Raw genomic sequence first — 16,230 nt, 5'->3', positions numbered from 1 at the left:
AGAGAGGTGAAAACTGATGCATCATGAAGCTCCATTACGTGAGTTTATGGGCTTAACCTTTAACTTAGCAAACGTGATGATGATTACAATCGCTAGTGTCATTGTTTTTATCATAGCGGTATTATCCACTCGTAGGTTAGCAATGAAACCAACAGGGATACAAAATTTCTTTGAATGGGTCATGGACTTCGTCAAAGGAATCGTTAATAGCACGATGGATTGGAAAACAGGTGGAAGATTCCATATTCTAGGGATCACTTTACTGATGTATATTTTTGTATCAAATATGCTAGGTCTACCATTTTCAATAACAGTTGGACACGAGTTATGGTGGAAATCACCAACCGCTGATCCAGCCATCACATTAACATTAGCCGTAATGGTTGTGGGTTTATCGCATTTCTATGCGATCAAGCTCAAGGGAGCAAAAGAATATGGTAAGGATTTCTTCCGACCTATGTGGTTTATGTTCCCGCTGAAAATTATCGAGGAGTTTGCCAATACGTTAACGTTAGGTCTCCGTCTTTACGGTAATATTTTCGCAGGTGAGATTCTTTTAGGATTGCTAGCAGGAAGTCTTGCTACAGGTGTTGGCGGACATTTAGCCGCAGCACTACCAATGTTAGTATGGCAAGGATTCTCAATCTTTGTTGGCGCCATCCAAGCATTTATTTTTACAATGTTAACAATGGTTTATTTGGCACATAAAGTGAGCCAGGACCATTAATATAAACTCGTTCATTTATTGAACAAAAATATACTTTTCATACATTTTAAGGAGGAAACAAAAAATGGGTCTATTAGCAGCAGCAATTGCAATCGGTTTAGCGGCACTAGGTGCAGGTATCGGTAACGGTCTTATCGTTTCTAAAACAGTTGAAGGTATGGCTCGCCAACCAGAAGCTCGTGGTATGCTTCAAACTACAATGTTCATCGGGGTTGCGTTAGTTGAGGCGATTCCTATCATCGCGGTTGTTATCGCGTTCATGGTACAAGGTCAATAATTTATAAAAAAATGTTCAAAAATGGCGGAGATCATTCCGAGGAAAAGCGGTCTTGCGTTTTTCCCATGAGAACCTTCGCCATTCCTTTATGTCCACAAACTTGAAAATAATCAGATTGATATATTCACCCTGTTTTTAAAAAGGGTAAGACTCTTGAAGGGAGTGAACCTGTGGTGATGACAAGTCATTTTGTTTTAGGTGCAGCAGAAGCTGGCCTAGGTAAAATAAACGGTGGAGACATTGTGTTCCAGCTCGTTATGTTCATTATCTTGTTAGTACTGCTTAGAATATTCGCATGGGGTCCTTTAATGGGCATCATGAAACAGCGTGAAGAGCATATTGCTGGCGAAATCAATGCGGCTGAACAAAGCCGTAAAGAAACAAGCAAGCTTTTAGAAGAACAACGTGAACTTTTAAAGCAAGCTCGTCAAGAAGCGCATGAATTAATTGAAAACGCGAAAAAACAAGGCGATGTTCAACGTGAAGAAATCATCGTGGCTGCACGTGCAGAATCAGAGCGTGTGAAAGAAGCAGCGAAACGTGAAATCGAACAACAAAAAGAACAAGCAGTCGCAGCTATTCGCGACCAAGTTGCAAGCCTTTCTGTATTAATTGCTTCTAAAGTAATTGAGAAAGAACTAAGTGCAGCTGACCAAGAAAAATTAATTAATGAATATATCCAAGAGGCAGGAGAAGGGCGATGAGCAATTCTACGGTAGCAAAGCGCTATGCGTTGGCTCTTTTCCAGTTATCGAAGGAAAATAATCTTCTAGATCAAATGGAAGAAGAACTTCGTGTAGTTAAAGAAGTTTTAACTCATTCTAGTGATCTAACTGCCGTATTAAAATCTCCTAAAGTATCAATTGCAAAGAAGAAAGAGATTATTAAAGAATCTTTTTCTCAAGTGAATTCATTTGTATTGAATACTTTAATGATCTTAATTGATCGCCATCGCGAAGATCAAATCGCGGATGTAGTTAATTATTTTGTGGAGTTATCGAATGAAGAGCGTGGTATTGCAGAAGCAACTGTGTACAGCATTCGTCCGTTAACAGAAGCAGAACAAGAAGGTTTATCCGCAACATTTGCAGCGAAGGTTGGTAAAAAATCACTACGCATTGAAAACATTGTTGATTCTGAATTACTTGGTGGCATAAAGCTACGAATTGGGAATCGCATTTTTGACGGTAGCTTACGTGGTAAGCTAGAACGTTTAGAACGTAAATTGTTAGGATAGATTTCGAAGATAGGGGTGAAACTCATGAGCATCAAAGCTGAAGAAATTAGTGCGCTGATTAAAAAGCAAATTGAAAACTATCAGTCGGAAATTCAAGTGAGTGATGTAGGTACGGTTATCCAAGTTGGGGACGGTATCGCTCGTGCTCATGGCCTCGACAATGTCATGGCTGGAGAACTTGTTGAATTTTCAAATGGCGTTATGGGTATGGCACAAAACCTTGAAGAAAATAACGTCGGTATTATTATCCTTGGTCCTTTCACAGATATTAAAGAAGGTGACGAAGTTCGTCGTACAGGTCGTATCATGGAGGTTCCAGTTGGTGACGAGTTAATCGGACGTGTTGTGAACCCTCTAGGACAACCAGTTGATGGCTTAGGCCCAATCAACACAACGAAAACTAGACCAATCGAAGCTCTTGCACCTGGTGTAATGGCTCGTAAATCTGTTCATGAACCACTTCAAACTGGTATTAAAGCGATTGACGCTTTAGTTCCGATCGGACGTGGACAACGTGAGTTAATTATCGGTGACCGTCAAACAGGTAAAACATCTGTTGCGATCGATACGATTCTTAACCAAAGAGACCAAAACATGGTATGTATTTATGTTGCCATCGGTCAAAAAGAATCAACTGTTCGTAACGCAGTAGAAATGTTACGTAAGCATGGTGCATTAGATTACACAATCGTTGTAACAGCATCTGCTTCTCAACCAGCTCCAATGTTATTCTTAGCACCTTATGCTGGGGTAACAATGGGTGAAGAATTCATGTACAATGGCCGTCACGTGCTTGTCGTATATGATGATTTATCCAAACAAGCTGCGGCTTACCGTGAGCTTTCACTATTATTACGTCGTCCTCCAGGTCGTGAAGCATATCCAGGGGATGTATTCTACTTACACAGCCGTTTGTTAGAGCGTGCCGCTAAGATTAACGATACTTTAGGTGCTGGTTCAATCACTGCACTTCCATTTATCGAAACTCAAGCTGGTGACGTTTCTGCTTACATTCCAACAAACGTTATTTCCATCACAGATGGACAAATTTTCTTACAATCAGATTTATTCTTCTCCGGTGTACGTCCGGCTATCAACGCTGGTTTATCCGTATCCCGTGTAGGTGGATCTGCACAGATTAAAGCGATGAAAAAGGTAGCAGGTACACTGCGTCTAGATCTAGCTTCTTTCCGTGAATTGGAATCATTTGCTCAATTCGGATCTGACCTTGATAAAGCAACTCAAGCAAAACTTAACCGTGGAGCTCGTACAGTTGAAGTATTAAAACAAGATCTAAATAAGCCATTAAAAGTTGAGAAGCAAGTAGCGATACTTTATGCATTAACACGCGGCTTCTTAGATGATGTTCCAGTTCAAGATATTCGTCGTTTCGAAGCTGAATTCTTAACATGGTTAGACCACAACCAAAAAGCGTTGTTAGACCATATTGTGAATACAAAAGATCTTCCATCTGATGAAGATATGGCTGCTGCGATTAACGCGTTTAAAAAGACGTTCGTAGTATCTGAGTAATTATGAAAAGCGGAGGCGGCTTGCTCAGCCCCGACAAGCAAAAGACGAGCCGGCATGAAGGTTGTTCTTTACCTTCTTGACGGATTGGCTTTTGACCTCGAGGGGCTAGCCGCCGGAGCTAGACAATATGGGGCTAATAAACTTGAGTAAGGGTGGTGAGAACTTATGGCATCATTACGCGATATAAAATCACGGATTGTTTCCACAAAAAAGACAAGCCAAATTACTAAAGCGATGGAAATGGTATACTCAGCAAAGTGGAGTCGTGCAGTTACGAATGCGAAATCATTCGTCCCTTACATGGACAAAATTCAAGAGGTTACTTCTTCTATAGCTATTGGTAGTAAGGATGTATCTCATCCAATGCTTGTTACTCGTCCTGTGAAGAAAACAGGTTATATAGTAATCACATCGGATCGTGGTTTATGCGGTGGTTACAACAGTAACGTATTACGCCAAGTTTACCAAACGATACAAAAACGTCATAAATCAAATGATGAGTTTGCAGTTATTGCTATCGGACGTATGGCTCGTGACTTTTTCACAAAACGTGGAATGTCCGTTGTCCTTGAAACAGTCGGTGTAGCTGATCTTCCAAGCTTTACTGATATTAAGGATATTGCCAGCAAAACCGTTGGTATGTTTGCAGATGGAACCATTGATGAATTATATATGTACTACAGTCATTACGTCAGTGCGATTCAACAAGATGTAACAGATAAGAAAGTTTTACCGCTTACGGATATTGCTTCTTCATCTAAGTTAACATCTTATGAATTTGAGCCTTCTGCGGAAGAGATTTTAGAAGTTCTCCTTCCACAGTATGCGGAAAGCTTAATTTACGGTGCTTTATTAGATAGTAAAGCTAGTGAACATGCGGCCCGTATGACGGCAATGAAAAATGCAACAGACAATGCGAAGGAATTAATTAATTCCCTAAGCCTTAGCTATAACCGTGCACGTCAAGCAGCTATCACTCAAGAGATCACTGAGATCGTTGGTGGAGCTTCAGCACTAGAATAGCGAAAAGCTAGACAATTCAAAATTTATTCAGGCAGAAGGACCCCGCTCGGCTCCTTCTCGCCTTTCTTGTAATGAGTACGTTAGGAGGGAAAACGATGAACAAAGGACGCGTTCTTCAAGTTATGGGTCCAGTTATTGACGTAAAGTTCGAAAACGGTCAATTACCTGAGATTTATAACGCATTAGTAATTAATCATAAAGCGCGTAACGAATCAGAAGTTGACATCAACTTAACTCTTGAAGTAGCCCTTCATTTAGGTGATGATACAGTTCGTACGATCGCGATGGCTTCCACTGACGGTGTTACTCGTGGTATTGAAGCAGAAGATACAGGGAAACCGATTTCTGTTCCAGTTGGAGATGTAACATTAGGTCGTGTATTTAACGTATTAGGGGAAGCGATTGACTTAGCAGACGAAATCCCTGCTGAAGCACGTCGTGACTCGATCCATAGAGATGCTCCTACATTCGACCAACTTTCTACAGAAGTAGAAATCCTTGAAACAGGAATTAAAGTAGTAGACCTTCTTGCTCCATATATTAAAGGTGGAAAAATCGGTCTATTCGGTGGTGCCGGTGTAGGTAAAACAGTATTAATCCAAGAATTAATCAACAACATCGCTCAAGAGCACAGCGGTATCTCAGTATTCGCTGGTGTAGGTGAGCGTACTCGTGAAGGAAATGACCTTTACCACGAGATGACTGATTCTGGAGTTATCAAGCAAACAGCGATGGTATTCGGACAAATGAACGAACCACCTGGAGCTCGTATGCGTGTTGCTCTAACTGGTTTAACAATGGCTGAATATTTCCGTGATGAGCAAGGACAAGACGTTTTATTCTTCATGGATAACATCTTCCGTTTCACACAAGCAGGTTCTGAGGTTTCTGCGTTATTAGGCCGTATGCCTTCTGCCGTAGGTTACCAACCAACTCTTGCTACAGAAATGGGTAAATTACAAGAGCGTATCACATCTACTAACGTAGGTTCTGTTACATCAATCCAAGCGATTTACGTTCCTGCCGATGACTATACGGATCCGGCTCCAGCAACGACATTCGCTCACTTAGATGCAACAACAAACTTAGAGCGTAAACTTTCTGAGATGGGTATCTACCCTGCGGTGGATCCACTTGCATCAACTTCACGTGCATTGTCACCTGATATCGTTGGTGAAGAGCACTATTCAGTGTCTCGTCAAGTGCAACAAACATTACAACGTTATAGAGAATTACAAGATATTATCGCAATCTTAGGTATGGACGAGTTATCTGATGAAGATAAATTAGTTGTACACCGTGCGCGTCGTATCCAATTCTTCTTATCTCAAAACTTCCACGTTGCTGAACAGTTTACAGGTCAAAAAGGTTCTTACGTGCCAGTTAAAGAAACAGTTAAAGGCTTCAAGGAAATCCTTGAAGGTAAATATGATCATCTTCCAGAAGATGCATTCCGCCTAGTTGGACGCATCGAAGAAGTAATCGAAAATGCTAAAAAGATGGGTGTAGAGGTTTAAAACGAGTCAGGAGGGTAAAAAATGAAGACGATTAATGTCAGTGTTGTTACTCCTGATGGCCCGGTGTATGAATCCGATGTGGAAATGGTCAGTACGAAGGCCGGTAGCGGCGAGTTAGGTATTCTAGCTGGACATATTCCAATGGTTGCGCCGTTACAAATTGGTGTCGTTCGTTTAATTAACGGCGCTAGTACAGATTACGTTGCAGTTAGTGGAGGCTTCTTGGAAGTCCGCCCTGATAAAGTAACGATTTTAGCTCAATCCGCAGAGCAATCTAGCGAAATTGATGCAGAACGTGCTTTACGTGCAAAAGAACGTGCCGAGAAACGCTTACGTGAGTCGAAGCAAGCAAATGTCGATTTCAAACGTGCGGAACTCGCTCTTCAACGCGCAATCAATCGCCTTTCCATTGTGGAGAAAAAATTCTAAAACAAGTGAAACACCTCTGGCTTTGTGCCAGAGGTGTTTTTTTGGAAATAGAGTGCGTTTGTGATTCATAACATGGTAGAAATGTGTCAGATTTTTGATAAGCGCGGATATATTTAGGTTTTGGACGGATATATTTAGAAACACGGCGGATATAATGGAGATCCGAACGGATATATCGTAAAACTAGACGGATATATTTAGTAGGCTGCTAAATAAATCAAAGAAAGAATCGTTTTTTTTCTGAAATCGACAAATTTCGGCGAAAAACTGTTCAATGTTGACAAACCTCACTTACTAAAAAGGTTTTTTACGGTTTAATAGAATTGGCAAGCCACGATCGATTCTAGCATCAAGAGCACTTTGAAAATTAAATTTTTGCTTAAAGTGAGAAATCCCAATATATGATAATGGCTTGTCGACACGTAATTGTAACAATGATATAATGTATTCGGTTACAATTATAAAGGTGGAAATTTTACAACATTGGAGGGGATGGCATGGAGCTATTGAATTTATATCAGAATAACTATCTGATGGTATTTGTGTTCCTATGTCTCGGGGTTTTGTTGCCTGTGGTGGCGCTTTTTCTAGGTAAGCTGTTACGCCCTTATAAGCCGAGTGAGGCGAAGTACACCACATATGAGAGCGGTATTGAACCATTCCACGATTCAAGGGTACAGTTCAATGTCCGCTATTATATTTTTGCCCTAATGTTTGTTATTTTTGATGTAGAAACAGTGTTTTTATATCCTTGGGCAGTAGCATACGATAAACTTGGGATTTTTGCACTTATTGAGATGACTATATTTGTAGTAATGCTCATGATTGGACTTGTCTATGCATGGAAGAAGAAGGTGTTAAAATGGATTTAAAAATAGACAATATTTCACAGCTTGAATTAGAAGAATTGAAGCGCAGTGTATTTATGACGACATTAGAGCAGGTCAAAGCTTGGGCTAGAAGTAATTCGATTTGGCCGATGACTTTTGGTCTTGCTTGTTGTGCAATCGAAATGATGGGTACCGGTGGAGCGCATTATGACTTGGACCGTTTCGGAACGATTTTCAGAAACTCTCCACGACAATCAGATTGTATGATTGTATCTGGTACAGTGACGAAAAAAATGGCGCCAGTTCTACGTCGTTTGTACGATCAGATGCCGGAGCCAAAATGGGTTATTGCCATGGGCTCATGTGCTACTGCAGGTGGTCCTTACGTAAAATCTTATTCAGTTGTTAAAGGTGTGGACCAAATTGTACCGGTTGATGTGTATATACCAGGTTGTCCGCCAAACCCAGCTGCTTTAATTTATGGTATCAATAAATTAAGGGAAAAGATTCGATACGAGGCGAAAACTGGGAAGAAGGTGATCTAATCCATGAGTGAAAAAGATCTAGATCAGTTAAAAAAGGAAGCTGCGGCGAAAGCAAAGGCTGCTGCATTAGCCAAATTGCAGGCTAAACAACAAGGTCAAGTGGCTACTGATACACCAAATACGCCAGTTGAAACGCCGGAAACAGAAGTAAGCACTACTGAGGCTGCTTCAGCACCAACAGCTGCAACTGCTGACGAAAAAGCAAAAGCTGCCGCTGCTGCGAAGGCAAAAGCTGCTGCTGCCGCAAAAGCAAAGGCTGCTGCACTGGCAAAACAACAAGCTGGAGAAGCAAGTGATTCAGTAAATGAAAACGTTCCTTCTGAAGCAGCACCAAGCACAAGCGAGCCAGCAGGAGCAGATGAAAAAGCAAAAGCTGCCGCCGCTGCGAAAGCAAAAGCTGCTGCTGCCGCAAAAGCGAAGGCTGCTGCACTCGCAAAGCAACAAGCTTCCGAAGCAAGTGATTCTGCAGATGTTCAGGCAAGTGAGCCAGCCGGTGCTGACGAAAAGGCAAAAGCGATCGCCGCTGCAAAAGCAAAGGCTGCTGCTGCTGCAAAAGCAAAATTAGCCGCTCAACAAGGAGGCGACACAGCCTCTGCAGGAGACGATGAAAAAGCGAAAGCAATTGCTGCTGCAAAAGCAAAAGCCGCTGCTGCCGCTGCTGCGAAAGCCAAGACTGCAGGAAGCGAAGCACCTGTTGCCAGCGAAACACCTGCTGCTCCGTCACCAAATCAGCCATACCTTGACAAATATGTCAAAGTGATTGAAGAGCATTTAGGAACAGATGTACTAGAAGATTCCTATATTAATAAATTATCGAAGGATGTCCCGACTCTTGTCGTAAAGTCGGATACATACTTTAAAGTGGCAGAATTTTTAAAGTATAATGAGCAATTAGGCTTTGATTATGTCTCAGAAATTCATGGGTCAGATTTTGAAACCCATATGGAAGTATATGTTCATTTATTCTCATACAAAAACCGCCAGTCTGTTGCCTTAAAAGTTAAGATTGATCGTGATCAGCCAGTAATACAATCCTTAGTTCCATTATGGGTAGGAGTGGATTGGCCTGAATGTGAAGCTTATGACCTATTAGGTATTAAGTTTGAAGGTCATCCAAACCTTAACCGCATTATGTTAGGGGAAGATTGGATTGGTCACCCTCTACGCAAAGACTACGAGCCGTATGATGTGGAGGTGTAGGTAAGTGATACGCACAGAAGAAATGCTACTCAACGTAGGACCTCAGCATCCTAGTACGCACGGTGTTTTTCGAATCATTTTAAAAATTGAAGGGGAAACCATTATTGAGGCAAAACCAGTTATTGGTTACTTGCATCGAGGTACGGAAAAATTAGCTGAAAACCTACAATATACACAAATTATCCCATATACAGACCGATTAGATTACTTATCGGCGATGACGAATAACTATGTCCTCTGCCATGCAGTCGAAACGATGATGGGATTAGAAATACCAGACCGAGCCGAGTATTTACGTGTCATAGCGATGGAGCTTGGTCGAATTGTTAGCCACCTTGTAAGTTGGGGAACGTATTTACTTGACTTAGGGGCGACAACGCCGTTTTTATACGCTTTCCGTGAGCGAGAAGCGATTATCAACTTGATAAATGAGCTTTGTGGCGCTCGCTTAACGTTTAACTACATGCGTGTCGGTGGCGTTAAATGGGATGCGCCAGAAGGCTGGATTGAAAAAGTAAGAGACTTCGTTCCTTATATGAGAGAGCAGCTGGCAGGCTATCATGATTTAGTATCGGGAAATGAAATTTTCCTTAGCCGTGTAAAAGGTGTCGGAAAATATACAAAGGAAGAAGCGATTCAATATTCATTGAGTGGTCCAACCCTTCGCTGTACAGGGGTTAAATGGGATCTTCGCAAGGATGAGCCGTATTCCATCTACGATCGTTTTGACTTTGATGTCGTGACTAGAGAAGCTGGTGATTGCTTAAGCCGTTACCAAATTCGTCTAGATGAAATCGAACAATCGCTACGTATTGTAGAGCAAGCGGTTGAACAATTCCCTGCTGAAGGAGAAATTTTAGCTAAGGTGCCAAAAATTATTAAAGCGCCTAAAGGTGAGGCATTCGTAAGAATTGAATCTCCACGTGGGGAAATCGGATGTTATATTGCTAGTGATGGCAAAAAAGAACCATATCGCTTAAAGTTCAGAAGACCATCATTCTATAACCTTCAAATTCTCCCTAAGCTTTTAAAAGGCGAAAATATTGCAAACTTGATAGCCATTTTAGGGGCAATTGATATTGTCCTTGGGGAGGTTGACGGCTAATGATTGAAGAATTGCTGAGTAATAGTCCAGGACTTTTAAACTTTGGGATATTCTTTTTATTAGCAACTATTTTATTACTAGTTGTTTTAGGATTCGTAACATACGCCATTCTAGCGGAGCGTAAAGTATTAGGTTTCATGCAAAACCGGATTGGTCCAAACCAAATCGGGGGAAAATGGGGACTATTACAAACGGTCGCTGACGTACTAAAGCTTTTATTAAAAGAGGATACCATTCCAAAGTTAGCGGATAAGCCTCTATTTATTATTGCTCCAGTTATTGCTTTTGCACCATCGTTTATGGTTTTAGCAACCATTCCATTTACTGATAAATTGCAATTTGCTGATATTGGTGTTGGTCTATTATATTATATTGCCGTATCGGGCTTAACGACAATTGGTGCCGTTACTGCTGGTTGGGCATCTAACAATAAGTATTCCCTTTTAGGGGGAATGCGTGCGGCAGCGCAAATGATTTCATATGAAATCCCACTTGTTATGTCTGTACTAGGAATTATTTTGTTATCTGGAAGTTTGAATTTAAATGATATTGTGCATGCACAAGAAAATCTTTGGTTTATTGTGTCTCAGCCAATTGCGTTTATTGTCTTTTTAATTGCCGCAACAGCTGAGTTAAACCGTGTACCATTTGACTTAGTGGAAGCTGAATCCGAATTGATTGCCGGATTCCATACCGAGTATTCAGGTTTCCGCTGGGCATTTTTCATGCTTTCAGAGTATGTTTATTTGTTTGCGATGGCTGCCTTAGTAACCGTATTATTCTTTGGTGGCTGGCTACCGTTACCGTTTTTAGGCTTTATTCCAGGAGCGGTTTGGTTTGCGCTAAAATTCAGCGTGGTTGTGTTCCTTTTCCTTTGGTTCCGTGCAACTTTCCCGCGTTTACGTGCTGACCATTTAATGGAGTTCGGTTGGAAGGTGCTATTACCAATCGCACTAGCGAATATTTTCTTAACAGCGTTAATTAAAGAATTAATTGAGTTATTCTAGAAAAATCTTATAAAAAGCAGGATTATCGCCTATTGGCTCGGCGAAGGCCGATTTTTCCAAAAAGGGGTGAAATGACATGTTAGGTTTATTAAAAGGTATGAAATATACCCTGAATCAGTTGACGAAGCAAAAGGTAACGTATGATTATCCGAATAAGCCGCTTCCGTTGCCGGATCGTTTCCGTGGGATTCAGAAGTTTTACCCAGAAAAATGCATCGTCTGTAACCAATGTATGAATATTTGTCCAACAGAGTGTATTGATCTAGTTGGTAAAAAACATCCGGACCCAACGAAAAAAGGGAAAATCATCGATACGTATGATATTAATTTTGAGTTATGTATTTTGTGTGATCTTTGTACAGAGGTTTGTCCGACAGAAGCGATTATTATGACGAATAATTTTGAGCTTGCGGAGTACAGTCGTGATGCCTTGTTTAAAAATTTAGAGTGGTTAGATGAAAATGACGAAAATATTCGAAAGGAGAATAAAGCATGACGTGGTCTGGCGAATTTTTAGCATTTCTTTCTCTTGCTCTAGTAGCAGTCATTGGCGGTGTGCTTTTATTAAACCTTTCCAAAGTAATTCACATGGTGGTCGCTTTAGTGTTCACCTTTATCAGTATTGCTGGAATTTTTGTCTTGCTTTCCGCTGAGTTTGTGGCGGCTGTCCAGATTTTAATTTACGCTGGGGCCATCACGATCATTATGCTATTTGGGATTATGTTAACGCGTCATGATGATGCAGGCACTGTTACGGGGAGTATTTGGAAAAGGCTAGCTATTTTCATAGGAGTATTAGGATTTGCGGCTGCTTTCTACCTTGGAATTTACAATTTGGACCTTGTTCAAATGCCAAATACCCTTCACGCAAACAATACGATGCAAATAGGGGAAACTCTTTATTCCAAATACATTATTCCATTTGAATTAATATCTGTCCTACTATTAGTGGCCCTTATTGGTTCCATTATTTTAGCAAAAAAGGATGACAAAGAGGAGGCGGAAAAGGAATGAGTACAGTTCCAGCTTCAGCTTTTCTTGCCTTAGCCTTAATTTTATTTTGTATCGGACTTTACGGTGCCTTAACAAAAAGAAACACCGTCATTGTTTTGATCTCGATTGAATTAATGTTAAATGCTGTCAATGTTAACTTAGTTACATTTAGCAAATACGGTTTAGCACCGAGCATTACAGGACAGATCTTTGCTTTGTTTGTTATGGCTGTTGCGGCTGCTGAAGTAGCAGTTGGTTTAGCCATTTTGATAGCTCTATACCGTAACCGCAAAACGGTTAATATCGATGAAATGAATTCGATGAAAAACTAGATAAATCCGCTTCTTTCCATTGAAGTGGCATGAAAAAGAGAGACTTGGTTAGCTCTTAAAAATAGGGCACAAGTTTCAAAAAAGGGGAATGTGATAGATGGAAAATGCATGGATCATACCGCTTTTCCCGCTTTTATCGTTCTTGTTCCTTCTTCTATTTGGTAAACGGTTAAAAGAATCAAGCGCTTTTGTAGGAATGCTTCTTACACTCGCGTCTCTGGTCTATTCCTTGTTGGTCCTGTTTGAGAGATTTTCAGAGGACACATACAAGGCAGAAACGGTTTGGCTGAAAATAGGAGATGTTTCATTAACAGCGGGCTTTGAAGTGAATCAATTAAATGCATTAATGCTGGTTATTGTATCGCTCGTAAGTTTTCTTGTACATACTTATTCCAAAGGGTATATGCACGGTGATGAGCGCTTTCCAGTCTTTTACGCTTACCTAGGTTTGTTTACCTTTGCAATGCTTGGCCTTGTTCTATCGCCAAACTTACTGCAAACGTATTTCTTCTGGGAGCTTGTCGGTGTCGGTTCCTTCCTATTAATTGGCTTCTATTTTTATAAAGATGAAGCAAGGGCCGCAGCGAAAAAAGCGTTTATTATGACACGTATCGGGGATGTCGGCTTATTGATCGGGATGATTTTATTATTCTGGCAAGTTGGCAGCTTTGAATATGATCGAATTTTTGCTGCAGTAGCAGCTGGTGAAGTCACACAAGGGATGATTACATTAACTGCGATCTTAATTTTTGTCGGAGCGGTTGGTAAATCAGGTCAATTCCCACTTCATACTTGGTTACCAGATGCGATGGAAGGTCCAACGCCGGTTTCCGCATTAATCCACGCCGCAACGATGGTTGCCGCAGGGGTTTATTTAGTAGCTGCGTTATTCCCGTTATTTACGGCGAGTGAAACAGCTTTAACGACGATTGCCATTATTGGTGCTGTGACGGCGATCTTTGCCGCAAGCATTGGTCTTGTACAAACAGATATTAAGCGTGTGCTGGCGTATTCAACGGTCAGTCAGCTTGGTTATATGATGTTAGCATTAGGATCAGCAGGCTATGTAGCAGGTGTGTTCCATTTAATGACACATGCTTTCTTTAAAGCATTGCTGTTCTTAGCAGCAGGTAGTGTTATCCATGCTGTGCATACTCAAAATATCGAGGAAATGGGCGGTTTATGGAAAAAGCTTCGCGTCACTGGTCCGTTATTTTTAATTGGGACATTGGCGATTAGTGGGGTTCCGTTATTTTCCGGTTTCTTTAGTAAAGATGAAATCCTAATTGCTGCTTGGGAAGGTGGACATCCTGTTCTATTTATCCTAGCGGTTGCAGCTGCTTTCTTCACCGCTTTCTATATGTTCCGTCTGTTCTTTATGGTATTCACTGGCAAGCCGCGCAGTGAAATGAAGAATGTTCATGAGTCACCTAGTGTGATGACGTTACCAATGATGCTACTAGCTGTTTTAGCGGTAGTTGCTGGTTATGTGAACACACCATGGTTTGGAACATTTTTAGGAGATTGGCTCGTTGAAGGTAATGAAGCACTTGGACATGGTCATATGGAAGGTCCAATTTGGATTATGATCGTTGCAACGGTCGTTTCATTAGCTGGGATATTCTTAGCTTGGTTAATTTACGGCAAACGTTCAATTTCACGTGACTGGTTAGGGGCGTCAACGCTTTATAACATCTTGTATAACAAATATTATATCGACGAGTTTTATCAACTAACGATCGTCAATGTGACAAAAGGGATCAGCCATTTCTTACGTTACATTGAAACGTTCTTAGTGGAAGGCATCGTGATGGGTGTGGTCGGTTTTGTCAAAGGACTTGGTAAAACAGGTTCGAAGCTGCAAACAGGTCAAATTCAAACATACGGTGCGGTTGCTTTCGTTGGACTCGCGATTTTAGTAGTCATCTATGCATTAACAGGGGGGTATATAAAATGAATCTAACATATGTTCTGACTCTTTTAGTATTTGCCCCTCTTTTAGGAATGGCGGTTATCGCTTTCATGCCGAAAACACAAGAAAAGACGATTAAGCTTGTTGGCTTTTTAGCAACTCTTCCTTCACTTGTGTTGTCGGTTGCAATTTATCTTCACTATCTTGCTGGTAAGAGTTTAGATGATTTTTCAATTGTGAAAAGATGGATTCAGTTCGGTGGCTTCAAAGGGGTTGATAAGAACTTCTTTGCAGTTCATTTTGAACTTGGAATTGATGGCTTTGCAATGGTGATGATTCTACTTACTTCCATATTGGCTACACTTGCTGCCGTTGCATCTATTTATATTAAAAAAGAATGGAAAGGGTATTTTCTACTTTTCTTACTTTTAGAAATAGGAATGCTCGGCGTGTTTGCTGCTGAAAACTTAATCCTATTCTTTATCTTCTTTGAATTAACCTTAATTCCAACGTTCTTCCTGATTGGAAAATGGGGTTATTTTGAAAAAGAAAAAGCAGCATTTAGTTTCTTAATTTACAACGGTTTAGGGTCTGCGATTCTACTGATTGTGATTATGGTGCTATTTGCTCGTACTGGGACTTCGAATATTGAAGCGTTAAAACAGATCATTAATTCAACGGATGTGCAATTAGTTGCTCCGATATCGAATGCGCTGAAGTACGGATTACTATTTGCTTTAATTTGTGCGTTTGGCGTAAAGCTTCCTATTTTTCCATTACATAGTTGGATGCTTCGCGTTCACGTACAAGCACCGCCTTCGATTGTAATGTTGCACTCTGGTATTCTTTTAAAAATTGGTGCCTTCGGTTTAATCCGATTTGGGATGGGGATCTTCCCAGAGCAATTTGCGGATTTAGGGGTGCTATTAGCAATATTAGGTGTGATTAACCTTCTATACGGAGCATTTTTAGCGTTTATCCAAAAAGATTTCAAAATGGTTTTGGCATACTCGTCGATTTCTCATATGGGAATCGTGTTAATCGGATTAGGAGCGATGAACCAGGCAGGAATTCAAGGAGCCATTTTCCAAGTGGTTTCTCACGGATTAATTTCAGCCCTCATGTTCTTCCTAGTTGGGGTTTTCTATGAGAGAACAGATACTTCTTTAATTGGAAACTTAGGTGGAATTGCAAAAGGAATGCCTGTGGCTGCTGGATTTTTATTAGCAGGGGCGATGGCTTCTTTAGGATTACCAGGTATGTCTGGATTTGTCAGCGAATTTATGGCGTTCTTAGGATTATTTGAGGAAATGCCGATTATTGCTGCAGTTGGGACAATTGGAATTATTATGACTGCTGTGTATTTATTACGTGCAGTACTCGGTATGACATTCGGAAAAGCTCATCGTGAATTTGTCGGATTGACAGATATTAGAAGAGTGGAATGGGTACCAGTTATCACTTTAATGGCGTTAATTGTGTTAGTTGGAGTATTCCCGAAGGTTTTAAGTGGGCCGATTCAAACAACACTAGAGACGATCATGCTTGGGTTAGGAGGGTGAT

18 protein-coding genes are annotated in these 16,230 nt (G+C 40.8%); all 18 read left to right on the top strand.

Translation table 11 applies throughout. From position 1 onward, the window contains the following. Positions 1 to 16: 16 nt before the first annotated feature. The 18 genes from atpB (at position 17) to ACFSO7_RS22735 (ending at position 16,229) form a co-directional block, all read left to right on the top strand. A complete protein-coding gene (gene atpB / locus ACFSO7_RS22820) occupies positions 17 to 727 on the top strand; it encodes a F0F1 ATP synthase subunit A (RefSeq protein WP_377879760.1) in 711 nt (236 codons plus the stop codon). A 64-nt stretch (positions 728 to 791) separates the two neighbouring features. Next, positions 792 to 1,004 (top strand): F0F1 ATP synthase subunit C, encoded by a 213-nt coding sequence (gene atpE, locus ACFSO7_RS22815; protein ID WP_377879759.1) that lies wholly within the window; start codon positions 792 to 794, stop codon positions 1,002 to 1,004. A gap of 176 nt (positions 1,005 to 1,180) precedes the next feature. Next, positions 1,181 to 1,708: a F0F1 ATP synthase subunit B gene (gene atpF, locus ACFSO7_RS22810; RefSeq protein ID WP_377879987.1), complete on the top strand. Its 528-nt coding sequence runs from the start codon at positions 1,181 to 1,183 to the stop codon at positions 1,706 to 1,708. Then, on the top strand, positions 1,705 to 2,241 hold the full coding sequence (locus ACFSO7_RS22805; protein WP_377879758.1) for a F0F1 ATP synthase subunit delta: 537 nt from the start codon (positions 1,705 to 1,707) through the stop codon (positions 2,239 to 2,241). Before atpF ends, ACFSO7_RS22805 begins: the two co-directional genes overlap by 4 nt. A 24-nt stretch (positions 2,242 to 2,265) precedes the next feature. After that, positions 2,266 to 3,774, top strand: coding sequence for a F0F1 ATP synthase subunit alpha (gene atpA, locus ACFSO7_RS22800; RefSeq protein WP_377879757.1), 1,509 nt, complete (start codon positions 2,266 to 2,268; stop codon positions 3,772 to 3,774). 165 nt (positions 3,775 to 3,939) lie between these two features. Continuing rightward, entirely contained in the window at positions 3,940 to 4,797 is an 858-nt protein-coding gene (gene atpG, locus ACFSO7_RS22795; RefSeq protein WP_377879756.1) for an ATP synthase F1 subunit gamma, read from the top strand. A 95-nt stretch (positions 4,798 to 4,892) separates the two neighbouring features. Beyond that, entirely contained in the window at positions 4,893 to 6,314 is a 1,422-nt protein-coding gene (atpD, locus tag ACFSO7_RS22790; protein ID WP_377879755.1) for a F0F1 ATP synthase subunit beta, read from the top strand. 21 nt (positions 6,315 to 6,335) lie between these two features. Then, positions 6,336 to 6,743: a F0F1 ATP synthase subunit epsilon gene (locus tag ACFSO7_RS22785; protein WP_377879754.1), complete on the top strand. Its 408-nt coding sequence runs from the start codon at positions 6,336 to 6,338 to the stop codon at positions 6,741 to 6,743. Between the two features lie 497 nt (positions 6,744 to 7,240). Then, the gene (locus ACFSO7_RS22780) at positions 7,241 to 7,615 is read left to right on the top strand and encodes an NADH-quinone oxidoreductase subunit A (protein WP_377879753.1); all 375 of its coding nucleotides are present in this window, start codon (positions 7,241 to 7,243) and stop codon (positions 7,613 to 7,615) included. After that, positions 7,606 to 8,118 (top strand): NuoB/complex I 20 kDa subunit family protein, encoded by a 513-nt coding sequence (locus tag ACFSO7_RS22775; protein WP_377879752.1) that lies wholly within the window; start codon positions 7,606 to 7,608, stop codon positions 8,116 to 8,118. The genes ACFSO7_RS22780 and ACFSO7_RS22775 overlap by 10 nt, the downstream gene beginning before the upstream one ends. Before the next feature lie 3 nt (positions 8,119 to 8,121). Further along, positions 8,122 to 9,318, top strand: a complete 1,197-nt coding sequence (locus tag ACFSO7_RS22770; RefSeq protein ID WP_377879751.1) for an NADH-quinone oxidoreductase subunit C — start codon at positions 8,122 to 8,124, stop codon at positions 9,316 to 9,318. 4 nt (positions 9,319 to 9,322) lie between these two features. Beyond that, positions 9,323 to 10,423 carry an NADH-quinone oxidoreductase subunit D gene (locus ACFSO7_RS22765; RefSeq protein ID WP_377879750.1) on the top strand — a complete coding sequence of 367 codons (1,101 nt, stop codon included), beginning with the start codon at positions 9,323 to 9,325 and terminating at the stop codon, positions 10,421 to 10,423. Continuing rightward, complete coding sequence (gene nuoH, locus ACFSO7_RS22760; protein WP_377879749.1) at positions 10,423 to 11,430, top strand: NADH-quinone oxidoreductase subunit NuoH; 1,008 nt, start codon at positions 10,423 to 10,425, stop codon at positions 11,428 to 11,430. Before ACFSO7_RS22765 ends, nuoH begins: the two co-directional genes overlap by 1 nt. A gap of 76 nt (positions 11,431 to 11,506) precedes the next feature. After that, on the top strand, positions 11,507 to 11,926 hold the full coding sequence (gene nuoI, locus ACFSO7_RS22755) for an NADH-quinone oxidoreductase subunit NuoI (protein WP_377879748.1): 420 nt from the start codon (positions 11,507 to 11,509) through the stop codon (positions 11,924 to 11,926). Continuing rightward, positions 11,923 to 12,444 carry an NADH-quinone oxidoreductase subunit J gene (locus ACFSO7_RS22750; protein ID WP_377879747.1) on the top strand — a complete coding sequence of 174 codons (522 nt, stop codon included), beginning with the start codon at positions 11,923 to 11,925 and terminating at the stop codon, positions 12,442 to 12,444. The genes nuoI and ACFSO7_RS22750 overlap by 4 nt, the downstream gene beginning before the upstream one ends. Next, entirely contained in the window at positions 12,441 to 12,755 is a 315-nt protein-coding gene (nuoK, locus tag ACFSO7_RS22745; protein ID WP_377879745.1) for an NADH-quinone oxidoreductase subunit NuoK, read from the top strand. Before ACFSO7_RS22750 ends, nuoK begins: the two co-directional genes overlap by 4 nt. Before the next feature lie 97 nt (positions 12,756 to 12,852). Beyond that, positions 12,853 to 14,712, top strand: a complete 1,860-nt coding sequence (nuoL, locus tag ACFSO7_RS22740; protein ID WP_377879744.1) for an NADH-quinone oxidoreductase subunit L — start codon at positions 12,853 to 12,855, stop codon at positions 14,710 to 14,712. Beyond that, positions 14,709 to 16,229, top strand: a complete 1,521-nt coding sequence (locus ACFSO7_RS22735) for an NADH-quinone oxidoreductase subunit M (RefSeq protein WP_377879743.1) — start codon at positions 14,709 to 14,711, stop codon at positions 16,227 to 16,229. Before nuoL ends, ACFSO7_RS22735 begins: the two co-directional genes overlap by 4 nt. The last annotated feature ends 1 nt before the right edge of the window (position 16,230 follow it).

The organism is Bacillus sp. CGMCC 1.16607 (assembly GCF_042683745.1).
Lineage (GTDB): Bacteria > Bacillota > Bacilli > Bacillales > Cytobacillaceae > Pseudoneobacillus.
The sequence above is the reverse complement of the archived record's forward strand: the minus strand, read 5'-3'. Positions and strand labels throughout refer to the sequence as shown.